This is a genomic window from Saccharicrinis carchari, from assembly GCF_900182605.1.
Lineage (GTDB): Bacteria > Bacteroidota > Bacteroidia > Bacteroidales > Marinilabiliaceae > Saccharicrinis > Saccharicrinis carchari.
Window position 1 is genome coordinate 281,455 of sequence record NZ_FXTB01000001.1, and the last position, 20,509, is coordinate 301,963.

A 20,509-nucleotide genomic window follows, 5' to 3' on the forward strand; every position below is an offset into this window, starting at 1 on the left:
AAGGATTTTAATCTGCCCCCTTTTCCAAGGGGGAATGGATTTGTTTAATTCCAAGAAATCAAATTGGTTTAACGGTGGGTTTTCCCCCTTTCCCAAAGGGGGGGATGAATGTAGTTGTTTGATAAATATGAATACAGGGGGATTTGTTTTTGCAGATGAGGGATGGGTCTCAATTAAGCTTCTGTCTATTTAATCCCCCTGTCTGGCTTTAAATTGAAACAAGACTTTAAACTGCCCCCTTTTCCAAAGGGGGAATAGGCTTTTTGTTATTGCAAGAAATCTGTTTTCTTTGACGGTGAGTTTTCCCCCTTTCTCAAAGGGGGGGATGAATGTAGTTGTTTGATAAATATGAATACAGGGGGATTTGTTTTTGCAGATGAGGGATGGGTCTCAATTAAGCTTCTATCATTTCAATCCCCCTATATGGCTTTAAATTGGAATAAGACTTTAAACTGCCCCCTTTCCCAAAGGGGGGGATGAATGTAGTTGTTTGATAAATATGAATACAGGGGGATTTGTTTTTGCAGATGAGGGATGGGTCTCAATCAAGCCTCTACCAATTCAATCCCCCTGTTTGGCTTTAAATTGAAAACAAGACTTTAAACTGCCCCCTTTTAAAAGGGGGATTGGATTTGTTTAATTGCAAGAAATCTAATTGGTTTAACGGTGAGTTTTCCCCCTTTCCCAAAGGGGGTGATGTATGAAGTTGCTTGGTAAATATGGATATAGGGGGATTTGTTTTTGCAGATGAGGGATGGGTCTCAATCAAGCTTCTATCATTTCAATCCCCCTATATGGCTTTAAATTGAAAACAAGACTTTAAACTGCCCCCTTTTAAAAGGGGGATTGGATTTGTTTAATTGCAAGAAATCTAATTGGTTTAACGGTGAGTTTTCCCCCTTTCTCAAAGGGGGTGATGTATGAAGTTGCTTGATAAATATGGATACAGGGGGATTTGTTTTTGCAGATGAGGGATGGGTCTCAATTAAGCTTCTATCATTTCAATCCCCCTATATGGCTTTAAATTGGAATAAGACTTTAAACTGCCCCCTTTTCTAAGGGGGAATAGGCTTTTTGTTATTGCAAGAAATCTCTTTTCTTTGACGGTGAGTTTTCCCCCTTTCCCAAAGGGGGTGATGTATGAAGTTGCTTGGTAAATATGGATATAGGGGGATTTGTTTGTGCAGATGAGGGATGGGTTTCAATCAAGCCTCTACCAATTCAATCCCCCTGTTTGGCTTTAAATTGAAAACAAGACTTTAAACTGCCCCCTTTTCTAAGGGGGATTGGATTTGTTTAATTGCAAGAAATCTAATTGGTTTAACGGTGGGTTTTCCCCCTTTCCCAAAGGGGGTGATGCATGTAGTTGCTTGATAGGTATAGATGTAGGGGGATTTGTTTTTGCAGATGAGGGATGGGTCTCAATTAAGCCTCTACCAATTCAATCCCCCTGCCTGGTTTTAGATTGAAATAAGACTTTAAACTGCCCCCTTTTCTAAGGGGGAATAGGCTTTTTGTTATTGCAAGAAATCTGTTTTCTTTGACGGTGGATTTTCCCCCTTTCCCAAAGGGGGTGATATATGTGGTTGCTTGATAGGTATAGGCGTAGGGGGATTTGTTTTTGCAGAAGAGGGATGGGTTTCAATAAAGCTTCTATCATTTCAATCCCCCTGCCTGGTTTTAGATTGAAATAAGACTTTAAACTGCCCCCTTTTCCAAGGGGGAAAAACTACCAATTACCTGCTGCTAGCTACTTTTTTACTACCTTTATCAGCAAACTAACACCTTATGCACGAGAAGAAGAAAATACTCATTTTTATCGATTGGTTTTTACCGGGATATAAAGCCGGGGGGCCGGTGCGCTCCATGGCCAATATGGTAGAATATTTGGGCGATAGATATGATTTTTATATTGTTACCCGTAATACAGATTATACAGAAACAGTACCATACGATGGAATTAGCCCTAACCAATGGATTGATTTTGCTCCTGCTGTAAAGGTGTTTTATTGCTCGCAAGCCTACCAAAATCTGTCCTTCTTTCGGAAGATCATTAAAATGGAAAAATTTGATGTGGCTTATGTAAATGGTATCTATTCCTGGAAATACTCCATCTTGCCTTTAATAGCCTTGCGAAAATTTGCAGGTAAAAAGATTGTTGCTTCCAGAGGGATGCTTGCCACGAGTGCCATCAATGTTAAGGGGGGAAAGAAAAGGCTATTTCTAAGCATGGTTAAATGGCTCAACTTATACAAAGGGGTTACTTTTCATGCCACCAACGAGCGGGAGAAAGAAGATGTTAAACGAGAGATCGGGTCGAGGAGTAAAGTAGTGATTGCCGATAACCTGCCCAAAAAAAATATGCCGGAAAAAAGAGCCCTGGAAAAAAGAGCAGGTAAACTAAAACTAGTTAGCCTGGCTCGTATCTCTCCCGAAAAAAATACCTTATTTGCTATTAAGTGTCTAAAGCAGTTAGGAGATTTTGATGGAGAAATTAACCTTGATTTATACGGACAGATTTATAATCAAACGTATTGGGAGCAATGTAAAACTATTATCCGTAGGTTGCCTAAGAACATTGCAGTTACACACAAAGGTATTGTGGATGCCGAAAAGGTGGGAGAAACCATACAGGATTATCACGTAATGTTTTTACCATCGAGGGGCGAAAATTTTGGTCATGTGATACTGGAAAGCTTTATGGCAGGAAGGCCGGTGCTTATCAGCGATCAAACGCCGTGGAGAGAATTGGAAAAAGACAGCTGCGGCTGGGATTTATCATTGGTTGAAGAGCAAGGACCAGTGAGCAAGGAGCAGGAGGCAAAGGGCAAAGAGTCCTCCAACGCTAAAGCTACGCAGGACAAAGAGTGGGGTAGGGTGCTGCATGAATTATTACGGATGCAGCAGGAGAAATTTGATATTTTGTGCGAAGGAGCCGAAAAACGTGCAACGGCGTTTATTAACGACCCTGGATTATTGAAAGCCTATGAGGGCTTGTTGGAGTGTTAGGTTATTAGGTGATTAGGTGATTAGGTCAATAGGTCATTAGGTGGTTAGGTCGATAGGTCTTTAGCGCATTTTAATACTCAGTCATTCTAACGACCTACTAATCTACCGACCTATTGACCTATAACCTACCAATCTATCAATCTATTTCATTTTTCTCCATCCAGTGGTTTAATACTATCAGAGGCCATAAACGTGAATAGGTAACACTGGGGTTGTTGTTATTAAATTGGGTCCATAAATCGGTCAATGCATCGACTTTGAAGTAGGGGCGTTGGGCTAACTGGGATATATGATGCGTACCTAATTCGTATAAATCTTTTTTGAGCCATTCGCTCCATGGGAAAACAAAGCCCATTTTCTGGCGATTAACGATATAATCGGGGAGCAGATGGGGCAGGGCATCGACCAACAATTTTTTAGGGCTGTGCGGATATTTAAATTTATCCGGAACAGAGAGCATGAACTCTACCAGTTCGTGATCCAGGAAGGGAACACGGACTTCCAGGGCGTGCGCCATGCTCATTTGGTCGCTGTCGCGCAGCAGTACGTTTTGCATGTAGGTGCTGACCTCGGATATGGATACTTTTGTGAGTATGGATTTATCGTTCAAGGAAAAGCTTTTTAGCAATTCAATGGGCAGGTGTGGGCTTTGTGCTGGGGTGTGCAACAGCTGGTTTACCCGATCGTCTAACAGCACCTGGCGCGATATGGAATATTGCGTGGCAAAGTCGTAATTTTTAAGGCTGAGCAGTGCTTTCATCTTATTGGAAGCTACTCCCGGCTTTACTTTTTGTAGTGCGCTACCCAATGTTTTTCTGAGCCCCAGCGGTAATCTATAAAGTGCTTTGTAGCTTTCGAGTTTTGCCATGCGGTTAAAGATGGGATATCCGGCAAAAAGCTCGTCGCCACCCAAGCCCGATAGTGCCATCGTAACCCCGGCCTGTTTAGTTACCTTGGAAACCACCCAGGTGTTGGGGCCATCGCCCGACGGATGGTCGATGGCATTGAGTGCGTTGGGTAGCTCCCTTAAAAAATCGTTCGGCGAAAGGTTTATCTCGGTGTGATCGGTCTGGTGCAGTTGGGCGATATGCGAAGCGTATTTGGCTTCGCTGAATTCTTTTTCGGCGAAGGATATGTTAAAGGTTTTTACCTGGCGGTTAGATACCTGTGCCATGGCGCCTACCACGGCGCTGGAGTCGATACCTCCGGAGAGGAAAGCCCCAAAGGGGACATCGGCCACCAGGCGTCGCTCAACCGACGCGTAGAATCGTTTGGCCACTTCGGCCTTTACCTCCTGATAGCTGCCCGGAACTTCGCTTTGGCATTTGTCAATATGCCACCATTTTTTTGTGATGAGGGACTTTTTATCAGCCTTTATCTCCAGATAAGAACCCGGTTCCAGCATCCGCACGTTTTTAACGATGGTATTGGGTGCTTGAACCGTTTGGTAGCGCAGGTAATCGGTGAGTCCTTCGGGGTCTATTTGGCGCGGTATTAAATTACTAGCCAACAAGGAACGCAGTTCGGAGGAAAACAATAGTTTTTCGTTATCGTAAAAATAGTACAGCGGCTTTATGCCCAGGCGGTCGCGCACGAGCGTGAGCGATTTTTCTTTATCGTCCCATATCGCAAAGGTAAACATACCATTCAGTTTGTGCAGACAAGCATTACCCCAGGTTTGCCATGCAGCCAATATTACTTCGGTATCCGTTTGCGATTGAAAGGGATAGTTGAGTTCTTTCTTTATGTCGGGGAAGTTATAAATCTCACCATTATACACAATCGTATATCTTTGATCCGGGGTGTGCATGGGCTGATGCCCTGCACTTGATAAATCGATGATGGACAGGCGCTGGTGTCCCAGGGTAATATAATCAGACGAAAAAGTACCCTTGTCGTCCGGTCCACGGTGTGCCATGGCTTTGTTCATCTGTTGCACCTGTGGCAGGTAGCTTTGTTTGTTATGGGAAAATATCCCGTTTATTCCGCACATGATTTTAGGAGTTAGGGGTTAGGTTTGCGTTTTTACGGTTTGTGGTGTGCTAGGGTCTGTTGTTATTTTACCCTTCTAATATTCTTATTAAATCATCATTGACATAATACACCTCTACGCCATCTTTTTTGGGTCTAAGGATATTATTATTCACTAGTTCATTGACATATTTGGTTAATGTTGTCCGAGATGATTTGCCAATAATTTCTCCTATTACACTTGGCTTTATATATGGCTGACTGAATATTGCTTCGTTTACTTCTTTATTATACCATTTAATTTTTCCTTTTGCATATTCAAGCGTCGCATCCATTTGTGCTAGTATTTCATTGATTCGAATATTTGTTAATATTGAAGTTTTTTCTGTTGCCTCTAACATAAATTCAATCCATGGTTCCCAAGAATTCCGTTGTGTCACAGCTCCCAATTTAAAATAGTAGTCCTCCTTATTTTGAATGATAAATTTTGACATATATAATACGGGTTGACTTAACAATCCTTTACTAAATAAATACAGGAGATTCAATATTCTTCCTGTTCGGCCATTTCCATCTTGAAATGGATGTATCGCTTCAAATTGATAGTGAGCTACGCACATTTTTAATAGTGGGTCTGCAGGAAACAAATGGTCATCATTCAAGTAGTCAACCAAATTTTCCATGAATATCTCAATCAGCCCTTCAGCTCTTGGTGGCGTATAAACTATTTCTCCTGAGCGAAAATCACTTTCACCTCTTTTTATGACAACTTGCGCTTGTGGTGGCCTATATCCTGATGTTGTTTCTTTTATTTGATTAAAAATTTGCGTAATCAGTTTGGTATCAATCTTCTGATTAATTTGTAGTTCTTTAAATCCAGCCCATAGAGCCTCTCGATATTTCAATACTTCTTTTGTTGCTGGTTTAATATTTGAGTCTTTATGCGTATCAGAAATTGCTTTATAAAGTTCATCTTCTGTTGTGAAAATATTTTCTATTTCCGTGGAAGTCTTAGCTTCTTGTAAAGCCAAAGTATTTATTAACATTAATGGATTTGGTAATCGATTTAAATTCCCATTTACTGTTGCTAAAGCTCGTGATGCAGAAACTAAACGTTTTAATATTGCCGGATTATTGTCAATATCTTTACACGGGGGTAACAAGGGTAAATTATTGTAAGGTTTTTGTCTATCAAACTTTAGCTCTTTCATGTATGTTCAATATTTGTAATTTTATGGACGCATTACAAATATATGTTCATTTATTGAAATGAAACCAATTAAATGTTCATATTTTTAAAATTATTGAACACGCACTAAATCGATGACTAAAAAATGAACAAACATTTAATCATGTTTAGAGGTTGATCTATTTTAAACCGACTAATCCGCTGCAATAAAGCGCCACTGTTTTTTACATTATACGCTAGCTCCTTCAATCACACCCCGTTCTCATATCACTATCTGTGCCCAAATATCCGGGGTATGCTTCATGCCCAGCTCATGCGAGCGCAGGCTCATATTTTTCAAGGTAGCCTGATCCATGTTCATCACCTTTTTAAGGGCTGTTTTTAAGGCTTCTTTGCTCTCGTTCTTGAATATAAATCCATTTTCTCCATGGTGCAAAAAGGTGCTTGTGGCGCCAATGGCCGAGGAGCACACCATAGGGAAGCCTGCCACCGCCATTTCGTGCACTACTACGCCCCAGGGCTCAAATCGGCTGGGCAGTACAAATACGCCTGTTTCATTTAGGTATTGCGGCATATCCGTGGGCTGCACAAAACCATGGTGCTTAATTTGGGGGTGGGAGGGACGCTGGTCGTATTGCTCACCGGCCCCCAGGCACCATAGTTCCCATGGCGATGGTGTTTCACTTTGAATCTCTATAAAGGCATCAAATAGTAAATCCAATCCCTTAGCCGTGATGTAACGTCCCACATACAACAGGCGCTGAGGTACGGTAGTTTGGGCTGCTTTTTTTTCATAGACCTTGGAGAAAGAGGCGGTATCGGCACTGTAAAATCCGGTTTGTATCTTCGCTCCAAAACCCAGTTTGCGCGCGTAAACGGCTTGCGGTTCTCCCGGCACCCAGGCATGGGAGAAATGTTTTTTCAGGTAAAAGGGCGAAATCAAACGGGCTACCTGTTGCCTGAAGCTTCCGTTCCACTGGTTGTCTAAGGTTAATACGGTAGGCACTTGGTTAAAAAAGTGCTTGGCTACTTTTAGATAGCCTTTGTCCACCCATCCGCTGACGATGATTTTATCGGGGTTGATACCTATCACCAAATCAAGCAATTGTTCATCAGTGTAATTGGGGCGGTCGTAGATAGTGACTCCTTCCGGAATGTCGAATTCAAAAGGGGCTTCTTTGTTTACAGGCCAGCGCACCACATGTACTTGCGTATTCTTATCGGCCAATGCCCTAAAGCAGCTCATCACGTAGCCGGCCAGTTCGGTATAAAGGAATAGTATTTTCATGATATTAGGTTGTTAGGTATAGGGTATAGGGTTTAGGTAATAGGTTATGGGGTGTTGGACCTAGGACTTTGGCCTTTGACGGCAGCAAAAGATAGGTAATTGTCTGGTGTCCTACAATATGTGATGCTTTGTACATAGTGTGCTTATTTCTTTTAAAGTAATTTATCAATTGAATATATTGTTAGCGTTTTGAGGTTATTAGCGCGTTTAACATTTTTAATATTTCCATGCTTTTAAGCTCCAGAAGGTCAAGTTTAGATTTTTGAATATATCCTCTACGAAAAAAAATGTTTAGTACAGTAATTGCTTCAAATAATGAACCTCTGGCAAAATGTAGAAAACGAACAAAATCTTTATTAGAAAAACGCCCTTTACCTTCGGCTATATTCTGGGGCACGGAGCATGAGCATGATTCTAACTGTTCGCATAAGCGAAAATGTCCTTTAATGGCTTCAGTAATTTGAAGACATTCGTCAGCGAAATCCATGGCCTTCTGCCAAACTACCAAATTCTTAAAGCTAAATTCGTCCATCTCTTATTCAATTTATCAAATTTTACCTTTGTATGGGTATAGGTGATACATCGAAAGATATAGGGTAAAATGAAATCCTATAACCCACTCCCTATAACAACCTATTACCTAAACCCCACATCCTAAACCCTAAACCCTATCTCCTAATTCCTCACGCTCATAAAACGCACTATTGCTCAGCAAACTCAAAATAATAACCAACTGAATGGTAAAGGGGTTCATACTTGCGGCCAGCCAGCTTTCTACGGTGGTAGACAGGATAATGCCGAACAAAACTGCCCATACCACCGGGGTAAAGAGCGAAGCACGATAAAAGTTTTTTAGCCAGCCCCATACAAAGGCCACCAATCCCACTAAGCCGGTATCTAACCAAATAGTCAGGTAGCTGTTGTGCACATTGCCTTGATGCCCTTTGTTCAGGAAGTAATCCGCATATTGGTGCATCAGGTGCTCAGTATATCCAAAACCTTTGCCCCACCAATAGTTGTATTGTATGTGTTGCCAGGCAAATTCAAAGGCCACTACACGTCCCGATCCCTTCTCCAGGGTGTCTATCCTAAAATAGTCTTCCAGGCCCATGGAGGCAATTATTTCTATGGCATTGTTTACCACCAGCTGGTACGATATAAAAATAGCAATCATAACCACAAAGCCCACCAAGGTGTTGCGTTGGAATAATATAAAACCGGCCAAAAATAAAAAGGAAGAGAAGATACCGCCACGGCTCCCCGCAAAAATGAGCGAAAGGCCTATGGCACCCAAAATTATATAATGTTCGGCCCGGGTAAAATAATGCCGGTGAAACCGGTGGATGAGCATATACATCATTAAAAAGCAAAAGGCAAAGATGCCCAGTCCGTTGGGATTGCCCAGCAGACCGCTGAAACGCTCCCCCTTGAAAATGACCATGCCGGGCAACACGAAGCGCAATGCCAGGCCTATGAGCAGTACCAGGGTGCCGGTGGTTACCAATCCGCGTAAAAAGCGCTCTTTGTTTATTAGTAGCAATCGATCCACCAACTGCGGTACCACAAAAAGGACTAAAAAGTAGGAAAAAGTTTTTTGTAGAGAGGTAAATTGTACAGGACTGTTAAAAACGCAATAAACGGCAATAACAAAAAACAGGATAAAAGAATGGTAAAAGTGGTTTTTAGGCCAATACGCCCGTTCTTCCCATATCAGGTAGGCTACCACCACCATGGCCACCGGTTTAACGGTTTGGGCAAAGCCAAAGAAATACTGGCGGCTGTCGGACAACAGGAACAAAAACCATAGCCCCAACAGCAATAGCAGATGAGCCTGCTTTTGGCGAAACGTAAATATATGCAAGGGTATGATGACCAGCGCGGCGGTTGACGAGGCCATGCCGATTATAGTCCACACCAACAGGGTAAGGAAGAGTTTTTTTTCGTAGATTAGGTAGTTTATCATTTTAGATCAATAGGTAGTTAGATCAATAGGTCGTTAGGTTGATATATCGTTAGGTTGATAGGCGGTGCAAGGTTAACGGTACACGGTTAATGGTTTGTCGGTGTGCGTTATGTGGTGCATGGCTTGATGATTTTTTGTTTATGCAAAAAAAGCAAAGAAAATAGTAACGGCAAAGGTCACGTTTAAATTAACGGCAAAGGTCACAATAATTTCACGGCTCGCTATGATATTTGTGATATCGCAAAATATTTATAAAAAGGCAGCACGCTTATACTGCAGTCAGATTCTGTTATTGTCTCCTCCTCATCCAGTGTGATGATGGTGCCACGATCAATCTTCAGAAAATGACATGCGTTAACAAGGCCTTTTATTTCTCTTGTGCGTGTTGTCTACGATCTTGATTCGTGAGATAAATTAAGTAAGAAGAACCAAGGTAATATCTTTTTATTGGTAAAAATTACTAAAGTTTATGATGTTTGATATTGATTAGAGTAAAGGTTGTTCTGCACACACTTCTAAGTTTTCCGTATATGATCTTAAAAATTATTCTTTTTCAGGAAAGCCCTTAGATGCAGGTGTTGAATACCTTTATATGGACCTATCTGAACAGGATCGAGCGAAACCACATATTTGGGGTAATTATCTTTTATGAGCAGTAAGTTGCCAAATTCCCGTAATTTCACCTTTTCGTCCGGTATCAAATAAGCTACCTGGATATATAGTTTTTCACCGTCTTTTTCTGCAATAAAGTCTATTTCGAGCTCTTTCATTACCCCAACATATACTTCGTATCCCAAAGTCTTTAGGTGGGCAAACACTACATTTTCCAATACATCGGGCACCGAATAATGATGCAGCCCAAGAAGGGCGTTGCGCAAGCCCCAATCTTCGAAATAGTATTTATTATTGATCTCAAATACCTTTTTTGAATGTACATCCACCCTGTTAACTTTATACAGTAAAAAGGCGTTTTGTAGGTGCTGCATGTACGCTAAAACTACCTTTGTGGATATATCAACTTTCTGTGATTTTAGATAATCGCTTATTTTTTTTGATGTTATAAGGTTGCCGGTGTTCGAAGCCGTATATAAGATGAGACGTTCAAAAAAATCAATGTTCCGTATTTTATAACGTGATATCACATCTTTAAACAGTATGGTGGAGAGTATGTTTTTTAGATAATCAAAGATGACTAGATCATTTTTTTGTAAGTTTTTAACGTAGGGCAGCCCTCCCCATCTTAAATATTTATACATGTTTTCGTCATGGTCTTCAAAATCGTGAAATTTTAAAAATTCAATATATGACAAAGAGTTGATTTGGATTTCGATATAACGCCCGCTTAACATGGTGGCCAGATCGCCCGAAAGCATATCTGCATTGCTGCCGGTGATGTATATGTCGGCTTTGTTTTGGTTCTGAAAGTGGCGCAATGCTTTCTGAAAAGCACTAATCTCTTGTATTTCATCGATAAATAGATAATTACTTTTCGATGCGTCAAGCCGCTCTTCTACATATTCAATCAGATGGTGATAGGTGCTGATATGGTCAAAATCATATAATTCTTTGTCGATATAAATGATATTGGCCGAAGGGTTACCTTTGAGTATATGATTGATGGTTGATTTTATTAAATACGATTTGCCGACCCTGCGCTGGCCAACAAATACTTTGATTAGATCTTTGTCAACATAGCTTTTTATTTTGTCCAAATATCTTAGTCTATCTATCGCTTCCATAAGTAAAAGTTTTATGCGAATGTACGAAAGATTTACTTACAAGTAAAACTTATAGACTTTTGGCTTTAAGTTTAACTTATAAAGACCTAAATGTATTAAAGTGCTGATAGGCAAATAAGGCGTTGAAGCGGAGTGTATTGGTCAACGAATTAAAGCTAAATATTACTGCAGGGCAGTGTTTTTTGTCAACACCGTACATTATTTAATGACTTTTATATTATCACGATAAGTCAGGATTGATTTGTATAGGTTGCCATAATAGCTGGTGTTAAAGGTGTATTGCAAAGTTACAAAAACAATACTGCAATTAAGACCGAGCCTTACGTACTAAAGGCCGGCAGATCCGGGTTAGCGGAGTTATCAGCTAATGTGTCAGCGAATTAGCACGAATTTACGCGAATTAGAACTGCTGTGCAGTTTGGTTTTTGTCAGCGAATTAGCACAAATTACTGCTGCGCATTTCGCTATCAGGAGCTACGCGCGCTGACAGGTTTATACTTTCTTCCAAGGGTTTATAATCATTCGTAAAAACCTGTCCGGCTCCCTGATAGAATCGTGTTAATTAGTTGATCTAATTTCTACCGACCTCTCCGGGTGCAAGCACGCCGAAGGGGCTATGTCCTGCCGGGTTGATATTGTCAAAGCTAATTTTGTTAGTGGGTTTAAAGTTTCAGAGCTTAAGTTCTCGGCTACCGTTATTTCGCATAGGTTAACGCCAATCCGTCAAGGGCCGGACAAGGTTGGTCTTCTTTCGCTAAAGCTATGGCGGACGAGGTTATTAGGTCAGCAGGTTAATACGATTTATTACTGCTGCGCAGTTTCTCTACTGATATTCATTTAACAAAAGGAAGTCGGCGATGTGTATGTGCCTTACTCCCTCGATATTATCCTGCCAAAGCGTATCCATGGTTACCACATATTTGGGGTAGTTGTCCTTTATCTCTAGTAAGGGTTTGAATTCTCTCTCAATGGTCGATTGCTCTGCCAATAAATATGAAACCTGAATATAAAGAGTTTTGTTACCTTTTATTGCAACAAAGTCAATTTCGGTGTTGTGGAGCTTACCCACAAACACCTTGTAATCACATCGCAGTAATTCCAGCATAACAATGTTTTCGAGGACACCTGCTATAATGCGATCTTTGTATCCCATAACTGCATAAATCAAGGCAGAGTCGGCTGCAAAATATTTTTCCTGTGTCTTTAAAATTTCTTTGCCTTTTACATCAAAACGGTTTAATTTATGAATGATGAATGCACTTTCGAGAGCAGCCAAATAGTTATATATGGTATTGATATCTACTTTTCGGTACTGGCTTTTAAAATAATCCGCTACCTTTTTGCCGGAGAATTTACTTCCAATATTGTCGAAAACATATTTTACAACACGCTCTAACAGCTCAATGTCCCGTATCTTGTTACGCTGAATGGTATCCCTTAGGATGACAGAGGAATATATGTCAAAAACAATTTTGTATGCGGTATCGTACGAGTAATCCGAGATGTGTAATACAGGAAAGCCCCCTGTCCGTAAATATATTTCAAATTCCTTATAATTATCAGTGATTTCCCGCTTACGTTCTTTCTTAAAAAAAAGATACTCCTTAAATGATAAAGGGAAAATATGAAATTCGATATATCTACCGGCCAAGTAGGTGGCAAGTTCTGAGGATAATAAATTGGAGTTGGAACCGGTTATATAAATATCCACGTTAAAATCTACCATGAATGAATTAATCGCCTTTTCCCAGTTGTTCACTTCTTGTATCTCGTCAAATATTAAGTAATAGCGCTTGGGAGCTGATATTTTAGAACTTATATGTGTGTGCAACGAAATCGCATCGCTTAAATTGAAATTCCTGAAACTTTCAAAATTGATGTATATAATTTGATCTTTACTTATGCCTCGCGACATCAGGTCTTTAGAAAGCAGCATAAGTATCGTGGATTTGCCGCTTCTGCGTATGCCTGTTATAACTTTTACAAATGGTTTATCAATGTAGTGCTGTATTTTATTTATATATAGATTTCGGGTAAGCATTGTGGATGGTTTTTAAGGTTGTAACCATAAAGATATGGATATATTTTTATTTTTTAAGGTTATAACCATAAAAAGTAATAAAATTGGTGTGCGCTTATTGGGTTGTTAGTCCTCCTTCGCTAAAGCTATGGCGGACGAGGTTAACACAGCCTGCCCCTTTTTAGGGGGAATTAGAACTGCTGTGCAGTTTGGTTTTTGTCAGCGAACCCGCCTGCCGGTCGGGCAGGTTAACACGAATTAGCACGAATTACTGCTGCGCATTTCGCTATCAGGAGCTACGCAAGTATAGGTCAGTAGGTCGTTAGGTCTCAGTAGGTCGTTAGGTCTCAGTAGGTCGTTAGGTCAGTAGGTTAATAGATTGGTAAATACTTTCTATCAACCCCAGCCTGCCGGCAGGCAGGTAACAACCTATCAACCTATTAACCTAACAACCTCCAGGCTTTGCCTGGCCACAACATCCCAGGTGTATTTCTCTTTTACTTTGTGCATGGAAGCTTCTTTCATTTGTTGTAAGGAGCTTTCTTCAATGGACAGGGCTTGGCGCATGGCATTTTTTAATCCGCTTACTAAATCATTTGCGATGTTGCCTTTGATAAGCCATCCGTTTTGGTCGTTCACCAACTCGCCCGAAGCCCCCACATCGGTGGCTATGATGGCACAGCCGCAGGCCATGGCTTCCAGTATTACCGTGGGCATGCCTTCGGAGTACGAGGGGCACAATAGTATGTCGCTCTCGTGCAGCAATGTTTGTATGGTTTGCTGTGAGGTGATGGAACCGTGGTAGATTATAGGGTTTAGGTTGTGGGGTTTAGGTTGTGGGTTGTAGGGTTTGGGGTTTAGGGTTTGGGGTTTAGGCTGTGGGTTGTGGGAATTAGAATTTCCCGTATTTGCTTTTACGCTATCACCTATATCCTTTTCCCTATGCCCTATATCCTTTTCCCTATGCCCTATATCCTTCGCCCTATATCCTATACCCTTTTCATTATCTCCTAAATCCAACCTTTTATTCTCTGGGATGGGCCCCACAAAATCGATTTGGAAATTGCGATGGCCTTCCTGCACCAATTGCTCCACGACTTGGTTGATTTCTTCGATGCCTTTGAGGCGTTCGTAACGGCCGATGAAGATAAAACGGCGGGTTTTATTAATTTTAACGTAGTCCCGTTTTTTATTCAAATTTTTAACCTTATCCGGTTTGGCATTGCTGACAGGTGAAAAATCAATCCACTCCCCGGCAATGGCATTGGGCACCTCGAAAACACTGTTGGGCTGGGCACCCTGCTTGTAAAGAATGTCCGTTAGCTTGCCTCCCAGGGATATTTGTTTGTGCGACTTTAGTATAATGGGCTTGGCGGGGATGCGCAATAAAAGTAGCTGTATCTTGTGTTTTATATTGACCGAGGCTTGAAACATATTTAAACCATGCAGGTTGGTAACCAGGTTGATATCTTCCTGGTTTTTTACAAAATACCATCCGGTAAAGCCCTGGGCATAGATGGCATCATATTTTTGGTTCCCCACTTTTTTATACAAGGCCTTGCTGTAGCGGTAACTGTTGTAAATGTAGTGGCCCGGAAACTTTATGGATTGTGGATGCTGCACATATACAAAATGGATGCGTTCTAGTTCTTCCGCCGTAAAATGCTCGTTCAGTACTTCCGCCTTGTATGGGTTGGGATGATACACATGTACGGCAATGCCTTGCCGGGCCCAGTACTTGGCCAAATAGTAGCTGTGCTTTTGTATGCCGCCCATGGTAAAAGGGTAGAAGCCGTCGGTGAGGAGTGCGATGGTCATTTTTTTGAGGTGTTAGGTGTTAGGTGATAGGACGCAGCAAAGCTGCTTTAGGGTATGGGTTGTTAGGTCGATTGGAGCTCAGCTCCATCCCGTCGCCTAAAATTTAATTTATGACGGGAAGGTTGATTGGTTGTTAGGTCGATAGATCGCTAGGTTATTAGGTAATTAGGGTTTAGGGTTTAGCATATATCAATAACCTGCTTCGTGTTTAAATTGAATCCGGTTTGATCTTTAAACAACCATCGTCCGATTCACATCCTTTGACAATAGGGCCAAAATTTTTTATCTTAACTTTAGTCATGGATTTTTTCTCGTTGAACGCCTTGTAAAGTTACATTTTTTAAATGCCGGATGGCTAATATTCCGAAATAACTGCCCATTTTTACCTAACTGCAATTGTAAGCACCATAATATGAATCAAATACAAGATTTAAGAAACAAGGTTGTTGAGAATGATATTTGCCATGTTCTCCCGCCTGCCTGCCGCTAGCAGGGATTATTGGATAGACCCCTTGTTTTGCGGCTAGGATACTGTTTACTGACCACCTACCGATCTAATGGCCTAATGACCTACCGATCTAATTATCTGCATATATTTCTCTGCAATATCTTCCGATTCCTTAGCTAAATATTTTTCTACAATCATCCTCGATTGTTCCCTATCTGCATCCATTATTTTTGATAGGCTTAGCTGCATGCCCTCTTCCCAGATGTAACCTGTTTTTGTGTTGGCTATCAGCTTGCTGTAATCGCCAATATTCGGCGAGATAATCACTTTTAGTCCGGCACGTAAATACTCGGCTACCTTAACAGGAGAGGCCACCCGGTTGGTAAGAGTGGGGTAACGCAATAACAAACCATAATCGCATTGGCTGATGATGGTGTGTACTTGCTCCGGTGATACAGTTTCTATATGCACTCTGTGTGGATATTTTTTTTGTAGTTTTTCCAGTTCGCTGTTTAAGGGGGTGAGTAACAAGGCTGCCGAATTATCATTTCGTTTAACCTCTTCTTCTAAAAAAGTAATCAATAAATCGATGCCTTGCCATTTGCCATTGCCTCCCGCAAAAGTAAATATAGTTTTGTTGTGCATACATTGTATAAAATTGGCGATGGATGAGGGGATACTTTCAGATTTGTCCGTTTTAGCCGATGATACCGTGCAAGGTATAACGCTGTGTTGTGTGCCGCGGTATGCGAACCTATCTTGCCAGTGCTGCACCAATTGTTCCGTTACCGCTATGCACCAATCGCTTTTTAATACGGCTTTTTGTTCAATGCTGTATAACTTGTGCTCTATACCTGAACCATCATATACACCATACTCCTCTTGCTCTGCCACAACTGCGCCACGCCCATCGTATATAACCGTACTGTCTTTAAAGGCATCAATGGACAGACAGGTGGCTACAGGGCCGCGACATATTATTTTTGAAAATCCCGAAAACAAACGGATAACGAATAGCCATAAAATATTTACACGCCAATATTTTAATGGAGCCAAAGTAGGAAGGACAACGGCATTGGGAATGAGTGCTTTTATTTGCTTTCTGTTTTTTAAAAACCCCCTGGGTGATATAATGGACAATAGCCTAACCTTTGTTGCAGGGTTTAAACCATTCAAATAGTTAACCACCTCAATCACCTGACTGTTGTAAACACCGCCGGGCAGATCGTTGAAGGTAAAGTAGAATAGTTGTTTATTTGGCATAAAGTAGGTTGTTAGCTTAATAGGTTATTAGATTTTTAGGTCGATTGGAGCGTAGCTCCATCCCGTCGCCTAAAATTTAATTTATGACGGGAAGGTTTTTAGGTCAATAGGTCAATAGGTTTTTACCTGCCAGCCGGCAGCCCGGGGTTAATAGGTCAACGAAATTACAGAATTATCACGAGTTTTACTGCTGTACAGGGGGTAACACTAGACTTTACATATTTGATTCTGTGTTCGAAACAACTTTAGGCATTTGCAATAGCTTCATCTTAATCATATAGGCTAGAAGTTCCAAAAACTGAAACATTGTATTTAGCCTGCCCTATTGGCTGCGTACTTTGTCGATGAAGCTTAAGCGTTCGGCGCAGCCAATAGGGCACCAAAGGCCGATTCAGCTTAGGCTGAATAGTATGTTAACCCTCGTAAAAGTTTTCTTAACTTTTAAGGCTTTCCGCCTATTAAAGCGTAACCTGAAAAATGTGTGCATTTTCAGCTTAGGTGTTTTTTCCCAATTTAAAACGCCGATTCGCTTGACTTATTGTAAAATAATCAATACATTTATTATCGTTCATTCATTTTTTTAACTTTTTAAACTTGTACTATGTCCAATTCCGATGATTATGCTTTAAAGTTGCCACTTGCCATGCAACTAAAACCTGACGAAATTAAAACCCCTTACATCCCCGTGGGCGTTTACCTGCAGGAGGCCGAGGATCTGTACCACTGGTGCCAGCCCGACAGAGAGAAACTGTTGGCCGCCGGGCTCGACGAAACTTTTGTAAATGATTTACCTGTTTTGGCAGGGGCCACCCGCGAGGCGCAATCCATATGGATGAAAAATGCACAGGCCAGGCAGGATGCAGAAAAAGCCTGGGCGGAGGAGGCACCCAAGGCCATTGATTTCCGCGACCAAATGCTGCATACCTTCCGTTATGCTTACCGCCAAATGCCCGATGTGCTGACACGTATTGCCGAAATTAGCGAGGGCACAAGCCATGCCGACATGATACAGGACCTGAACGACCTGGCCGTATTGGGGCGCGAAAACCCGGAACCCTTAACTACCATTGGCCAAACTGCCGATTTGTTTACCCAAGCGGCTACGCTGAGCGACGAGATGGCCGATTTGCGCGCCCGTGCCAACGGCGAAAAATTTGACGAGAATGAGCACAAACAAAATCGCGACCGACTTTATACCCTGCTTAAAACAGCCGTTGACGAAGTGCGCCAATGCGGTAAATTTGTTTTTTGGCGCCAACCCGATAGGTTGAGGGGCTACAATAGCAAGTATATACGGCAGAATATTAATAAGTAAATTAGGTTGTTAGGTTGATAGGTTGTTAGGTTGATAGGTTGATTGGAACGAAGTGACCCCGAAATGATATAAATATAACGCATCGGGATTTCACTTTATTCAACATCCCGTAGCCTGAAATATAATTACTACGGGAAGGTCGATAGATCGATAGCTTGTTGCCTGCCTGCCGGTAGCACCGACGGCATTCCTTACGCTTGCGCTGGAGCTTCAACGTAGGCGCATGGCGACCGATGGCAGGCAGGGGTCACTAGGCCAATACCTTAGAAATGTAACGATGCGATGTGCGTATAAATTATCCCGGCTGATATATTTGGCCGGGATTTTTTATTGGTATTCCTTAAAACCCAACTTGGACAAGCAAAACCAAACAAGGTGATTACGTAAACACTTGAGATATTCCTGTTTTGGTTTGTCCAAGTTGCCCGGCAAAATTTAAAATGCCCATATTACAGTAAAGCGCTTTTTTATTTTTCCTCTTTTCTCTAATATTCTGCCAATTTTTGGCAGAATATTAGAGAAAAGGTACTAATTAGTTTATCACTGAGATTCCCCGTAAAAACGGGGCAGGCTGTGTTGTTCTTGGCAGTATATTGTTAATAATGTAAAGAATTCCCCTAACAAACGAGGCCTTGATACTTCCCGCTAATGCGGGACAGGTTGTGTCTTGATACTTGATACTTGATACTTATTTCTTGATTCCTGTGTCTTGATTCTTGATACTTGATACTTGATACTTTGTCTTTTCTGGCGGATGGCCAAACACCTATTAGTTAAGGTCAAACACCTATTAGTTGACTAAAAACACCTATTAATTGAGCCCAAACACCTATTAATGGCCTGCAATTACCTATTATTTCAATAATAACAGCTATTAATTGGCTTAAGTAGTTATTAAATTGCCCCAAACTACTATTAGCGGGCTAAAATATCCTATTAATACAACCAAATTATCTATTAGCTGGCCCGGTACTGCTATTACAGGGCTTAATTATTCTATTTATCCACTTGCTACAGTTATTGCAAATGCAAAAAACCTATTAGTGCCGACTAAGCGATCGGTGTCCTCGATATATTATGTCCCGAACCATCGCCTAAATTGCTCTGCACCACGGAAACCAAAAATACGATAGAGCATCAAATATCCTTTGGTACAGTGGTTTTGTTGCGGTGACGGCCGGTAAGCTTTGCCCAGATGCTCGCCAAACAATTGATTGGCCTTTTTTAAATCGTGCTGTGCCATAATGCGCAGGATGCCAAATAAACTGTCCTTGTATAATGCCTCTTCTTTTTTGTAATAGGCGGTTTGGGTGTTTTTAATCCATTGCAACATTTTTAAGCGTACTTCAAAATATTGCACCCATTTTTCACTGGGATTACGCTGACTGATTTGCCCGGATTCGCGCTCCCAAATAATGGTTAGGGGTGTATTGTTGAAAAACAAATTGCTTTAATTCATATTCTCTATGCGCTGTCTATCTATATTTATTCATCGAAATTGTGAAATATAAAACTTCATTCTCTCAATGGGAGACAGTGACTTATGTAACATTAATGTAGATTTAGTGAAGCTTTTATAGCTGCCATATTTTTTAGTATGATATAAACATTCGTAAATCCTTTGGCTTAGCTGGTTAGCAAATATATTTTCATCATATATCATTAATTGATTATTTGCGCGAATCAATTTTTCACCAAGACTAGAAAGGATAACTAAAGATGCTTTATTGAAGTTAAAATCATAGCTAAATAATTTAAACCATATCTCACTCTCAATTTGATTTAATATTACTCCCAATTTTGTTAATTGGCGCATATTAATTTCAAAAGCCTTGTTCACCATTAATTCATTTTGAGTATAAGTCAGGTTTGCAGGGTGGGAATAATATTTTACCAAAACTTCATCCAAATTTCTTAATTCAAAACAATTCTGTGCTCTTTCAAATATATCATAATCCTCAGCTACTGGGAAGTTCTCATCGTATCTTAGATTGTTTTCAATCATCATTTTAAGGCGCATCATCAGGGTAGAATTAATCATTGAAGAGCCCCAAAATAACCTACACTTAATGTTTTTAGGTTCATTAGGATATTCCCAAATTCTTTTCTCTCCTAAGTGGTCTATCCTAAGCGCTTTACCACCGAGAATGCCAATTTGAGCATTGCTGTCTAAAAATTTGACTTGCTTCTCTAAGCGTTCAGGTAGCGAATAATCATCACTATCATTGATTGCTAGATATTCGCCACTTGCTAATTCAAAGGCTCGGTTTCTTGTGTAAACTACACCTTTGTTTTCGCTGTTTTGATAAACCTTAATTCTTTTGTCGTTGTATTTATTAACTACTTCAATGGAATTATCCGTTGAGCCATCGTCAATAATTATTAATTCGAAGTCTTTATAACTTTGTTGTAATAAACCTTCAATTGCTTTACCAATAGATTGTTCCCTGTTGTAAAGCGGAATATATACTGATACTTTTGGCATA

The 20,509-nt window shown here is 40.8% G+C and carries 13 protein-coding genes; 2 read left to right on the forward strand and 11 right to left on the reverse strand.

Features of this window, described 5'->3' with window-relative positions:
* The first annotated feature begins 1,788 nt into the window (after nucleotides 1-1,788).
* The gene (locus FN809_RS00955) at nucleotides 1,789-3,009 is read left to right on the forward strand and encodes a glycosyltransferase family 4 protein (protein WP_142531609.1); all 1,221 of its coding nucleotides are present in this window, start codon (nucleotides 1,789-1,791) and stop codon (nucleotides 3,007-3,009) included.
* Between the two features lie 136 nt (nucleotides 3,010-3,145).
* Here the strand turns inward: FN809_RS00955 and asnB are convergent, their stop codons facing one another.
* The 9 genes from asnB to FN809_RS01000 all read right to left on the reverse strand — a co-directional run bounded on the left by asnB (nucleotide 3,146) and on the right by FN809_RS01000 (nucleotide 16,708).
* On the reverse strand, nucleotides 3,146-5,002 hold the full coding sequence (gene asnB / locus FN809_RS00960) for an asparagine synthase (glutamine-hydrolyzing) (protein ID WP_142531610.1): 1,857 nt from the start codon (nucleotides 5,000-5,002) through the stop codon (nucleotides 3,146-3,148).
* Between the two features lie 67 nt (nucleotides 5,003-5,069).
* Nucleotides 5,070-6,191, reverse strand: coding sequence for a Fic family protein (locus FN809_RS00965; RefSeq protein ID WP_142531611.1), 1,122 nt, complete (start codon nucleotides 6,189-6,191; stop codon nucleotides 5,070-5,072).
* A 240-nt stretch (nucleotides 6,192-6,431) separates the two neighbouring features.
* Nucleotides 6,432-7,457, reverse strand: a complete 1,026-nt coding sequence (locus tag FN809_RS00970; protein WP_142531612.1) for a glycosyltransferase family 4 protein — start codon at nucleotides 7,455-7,457, stop codon at nucleotides 6,432-6,434.
* Between the two features lie 181 nt (nucleotides 7,458-7,638).
* Nucleotides 7,639-7,989, reverse strand: a complete 351-nt coding sequence (locus FN809_RS00975; protein ID WP_142531613.1) for a four helix bundle protein — start codon at nucleotides 7,987-7,989, stop codon at nucleotides 7,639-7,641.
* Between the two features lie 129 nt (nucleotides 7,990-8,118).
* Nucleotides 8,119-9,420 (reverse strand): O-antigen ligase family protein, encoded by a 1,302-nt coding sequence (locus FN809_RS00980; protein ID WP_142531614.1) that lies wholly within the window; start codon nucleotides 9,418-9,420, stop codon nucleotides 8,119-8,121.
* 536 nt (nucleotides 9,421-9,956) lie between these two features.
* Nucleotides 9,957-11,159 carry an ATP-binding protein gene (locus tag FN809_RS00985; protein WP_142531615.1) on the reverse strand — a complete coding sequence of 401 codons (1,203 nt, stop codon included), beginning with the start codon at nucleotides 11,157-11,159 and terminating at the stop codon, nucleotides 9,957-9,959.
* Nucleotides 11,160-11,982: 823 nt separating this feature from the next.
* Nucleotides 11,983-13,200, reverse strand: a complete 1,218-nt coding sequence (locus FN809_RS00990; protein WP_142531616.1) for an ATP-binding protein — start codon at nucleotides 13,198-13,200, stop codon at nucleotides 11,983-11,985.
* Between the two features lie 411 nt (nucleotides 13,201-13,611).
* Nucleotides 13,612-14,997, reverse strand: coding sequence for a glycosyltransferase family 4 protein (locus tag FN809_RS00995; protein WP_142531617.1), 1,386 nt, complete (start codon nucleotides 14,995-14,997; stop codon nucleotides 13,612-13,614).
* A gap of 562 nt (nucleotides 14,998-15,559) precedes the next feature.
* The gene (locus tag FN809_RS01000) at nucleotides 15,560-16,708 is read right to left on the reverse strand and encodes a glycosyltransferase family protein (protein WP_142531618.1); all 1,149 of its coding nucleotides are present in this window, start codon (nucleotides 16,706-16,708) and stop codon (nucleotides 15,560-15,562) included.
* Nucleotides 16,709-17,309: 601 nt separating this feature from the next.
* On the opposite strand from FN809_RS01000, the gene FN809_RS01005 reads away from it, so the two are divergent.
* Nucleotides 17,310-18,023, forward strand: coding sequence for a hypothetical protein (locus FN809_RS01005; protein ID WP_142531619.1), 714 nt, complete (start codon nucleotides 17,310-17,312; stop codon nucleotides 18,021-18,023).
* 1,075 nt (nucleotides 18,024-19,098) lie between these two features.
* Here the strand turns inward: FN809_RS01005 and FN809_RS01010 are convergent.
* Together FN809_RS01010 and FN809_RS01015 are read right to left on the reverse strand one after the other, a co-directional pair.
* Complete coding sequence (locus FN809_RS01010; RefSeq protein WP_142531620.1) at nucleotides 19,099-19,467, reverse strand: hypothetical protein; 369 nt, start codon at nucleotides 19,465-19,467, stop codon at nucleotides 19,099-19,101.
* A gap of 45 nt (nucleotides 19,468-19,512) precedes the next feature.
* Nucleotides 19,513-20,508, reverse strand: coding sequence for a glycosyltransferase family 2 protein (locus tag FN809_RS01015; protein ID WP_142531621.1), 996 nt, complete (start codon nucleotides 20,506-20,508; stop codon nucleotides 19,513-19,515).
* Between the last annotated feature and the right edge of the window lies 1 nt (nucleotide 20,509).

What these genes read in the sequence shown, in the direction of transcription:
- FN809_RS01015 (WP_142531621.1), bottom strand. Translation starts at nt 20,508, where the DNA reads ATGCCAAAAGTATCAGTATATATTCCGCTTTACAACAGGGAACAATCT.
- FN809_RS01000 (WP_142531618.1), bottom strand. Translation starts at nt 16,708, where the DNA reads ATGCCAAATAAACAACTATTCTACTTTACCTTCAACGATCTGCCCGGC.
- FN809_RS00995 (WP_142531617.1), bottom strand. Translation starts at nt 14,997, where the DNA reads ATGACCATCGCACTCCTCACCGACGGCTTCTACCCTTTTACCATGGGC.
- FN809_RS00955 (WP_142531609.1), top strand. Translation starts at nt 1,789, where the DNA reads ATGCACGAGAAGAAGAAAATACTCATTTTTATCGATTGGTTTTTACCG.
- FN809_RS01005 (WP_142531619.1), top strand. Translation starts at nt 17,310, where the DNA reads ATGTCCAATTCCGATGATTATGCTTTAAAGTTGCCACTTGCCATGCAA.
- asnB (WP_142531610.1), bottom strand. Translation starts at nt 5,002, where the DNA reads ATGTGCGGAATAAACGGGATATTTTCCCATAACAAACAAAGCTACCTG.
- FN809_RS00975 (WP_142531613.1), bottom strand. Translation starts at nt 7,989, where the DNA reads ATGGACGAATTTAGCTTTAAGAATTTGGTAGTTTGGCAGAAGGCCATG.
- FN809_RS00970 (WP_142531612.1), bottom strand. Translation starts at nt 7,457, where the DNA reads ATGAAAATACTATTCCTTTATACCGAACTGGCCGGCTACGTGATGAGC.
- FN809_RS00965 (WP_142531611.1), bottom strand. Translation starts at nt 6,191, where the DNA reads ATGAAAGAGCTAAAGTTTGATAGACAAAAACCTTACAATAATTTACCC.
- FN809_RS00985 (WP_142531615.1), bottom strand. Translation starts at nt 11,159, where the DNA reads ATGGAAGCGATAGATAGACTAAGATATTTGGACAAAATAAAAAGCTAT.
- FN809_RS00980 (WP_142531614.1), bottom strand. Translation starts at nt 9,420, where the DNA reads ATGATAAACTACCTAATCTACGAAAAAAAACTCTTCCTTACCCTGTTG.
- FN809_RS00990 (WP_142531616.1), bottom strand. Translation starts at nt 13,200, where the DNA reads ATGCTTACCCGAAATCTATATATAAATAAAATACAGCACTACATTGAT.